Consider the following 700-nt stretch of genomic DNA (forward strand, 5'->3'; position numbering starts at 1 on the left):
AGATTTACCACCGCTGTTAGACATCATTTTTATTTTGATGGTTTTCTTGATGCTTACCGCCGCAGTCAAACTCGATTCATTAGATGTCGCGCTGCCAAGCACCGACTCTCAGGCCGTTGCAGAGGTCGATAAGCAGTCGATTACCGTTAATATCCTCAAGGATGAGCCTTATTGGGCGATCAACGGACAAACGTACATTGATTGGGAAAACTTCACTCTCGCGCTGCTAGAAGAGAGTAAATCAACCGATAAACCTATTGTGATTGGTGCAGAAAAAACGGCCAATATTCAATCACTTGTTCAGCTTCTTGGCTTTTTGCAAGAAAACGGAATTCAGGCGACTCAATTGCTCACTGAAGAGTCGCCATAACAAGAACATAAAACTGAGAACATTTTCATGAAGAGCACATTATCACCAGTGCGCACAGCGTTGACTGCTGCCGCTCTGTTACTTGCAAGCACGAACCTTTTTGCCAACAACGCCCCAAACTCAGAACGCGTCGTCAGTGCGGGCAGCGCCGTTACCGAACTATTACTTGCGCTCGATGCGAAAGACAGCTTGGTCGCCGTTGATGTAACCAGTTCTTTGCCGCAAGGCATGGAGTTACCCGACGTTGGGTATCATCGCCGACTTTCAGCAGAGGGGTTGTTGGCACTGAGCCCAACCAAGTTAATTGGCTCTGATGAGATGGGCCCAACA

2 protein-coding genes are annotated in these 700 nt (G+C 47.7%); both read left to right on the forward strand.

The features are described 5' to 3' along the window. Nucleotides 1-370: biopolymer transporter ExbD (locus R7Z50_RS27575; protein ID WP_318149763.1), on the forward strand; the 370-nt coding region annotated here is incomplete at its 5' end. Between the two features lie 27 nt (nt 371-397). Then, nucleotides 398-700 (forward strand): ABC transporter substrate-binding protein (locus tag R7Z50_RS27580; RefSeq protein ID WP_318149764.1); only part of this gene is annotated, 303 nt, incomplete at its 3' end.

The organism is Vibrio sp. 1249-1, assembly GCF_033340495.1.